The 1114-nt window shown below is 35.9% G+C and carries 1 protein-coding gene; it reads left to right on the plus strand.

The annotated features are described in order from the left end of the window. The first annotated feature begins 289 nt into the window (after nucleotides 1-289). Entirely contained in the window at nucleotides 290-985 is a 696-nt protein-coding gene (locus G6N06_RS19615) for a HEAT repeat domain-containing protein (protein ID WP_163518392.1), read from the plus strand. Nucleotides 986-1114 lie beyond the last annotated feature (129 nt).

Genomic DNA, 1114 nt, shown 5'->3' on the forward strand with positions numbered 1-1114 from the left:
AGACCTCCCCAGGTAATGGCATCTTCTTTCCCTCGATCCCTGCCGTATCTACACCCATGCACTTTTGTAATCTTAGGGCGTTACAATGATGTGGTTGCTTACCCTTGCATAAATGCCTCAAGGTAAAGATGCCCATACTGGGCACACACAGTGTGTATAAGCAATGGCTTGTCCTTGCCTACTTGGAAAATCCTGCGGATTTTCCAATGGCAAGTACCTGTTTGCAATTGTCCGTGACGAACCACGCCACTGCTCATACACGAAACGTTGTAGGTAAGCTGACAAAACTATGGATTTAAGCAAATTAAATAGTGATGAATTTCTTGAGTATGTGATAAAAGAACACAAGAAAAGAAATACTAAAGAATTTTACGAAACTCAACGTGTCAGAAAAAAGGAAAATGAATTCGTCGTAATGGAATTAAGAAACGCTGGTTTTAAAGTTTCTGACTTATTTGACCTTATTAATTTCAAACAAACTGACTTCGGATATATAAATCTATTGCTCGACCTGTTGGACTCTGAAAAAGTTACTGACCCAATTATCAAAGACGGAATTATAAGAGCAGTAACTGTAAGAAAAGCCAAAGGTATTGCAGAAGAGAAATTGTTAGAATATTACCAAGGTCTTAAAACTGAAAAGGAAAAAGAACTAATTGGTTGGAGTGTTGGAAATTGGTTTGAATACTTATATTCGGATTCATACTTTGACCAAATAAAGAAAATTTCGGCTGACAAGAATAATGGAATATCGAGACAAATGTTTGTTCTTGCACTTGGAAAGACAAAAAAACACAAGGCAGAATCAGAAAAGTTGTTGCTTGAATTGACATTTGAAAATCAAGTAGCTTTACACGCAGTAATTGCTCTTGGAAAATTGAAATTGTCAAATTCGATTGAACGACTAACTGAATTAACAACTGACAAAAATAAAAATATAAAAAAGGAGGCAATTAAAGCGTTGAAAAAAATAATAGCGGAATAAAGCCTACCTACAACAAAGAACTGAGGCAAAAAACAAGGCTTTTCTCCATTAAATTTGACAAATGCGGTCCTGGCATTGTTGAAGTGGAATAAAGCTCCTTCGTCGTTTTATTTCCAATCCAACAATCAA

Origin of the sequence: Gelidibacter japonicus (assembly GCF_010725055.1) — a bacterium.
In the GTDB taxonomy this organism is placed as follows: domain Bacteria; phylum Bacteroidota; class Bacteroidia; order Flavobacteriales; family Flavobacteriaceae; genus Gelidibacter; species Gelidibacter japonicus.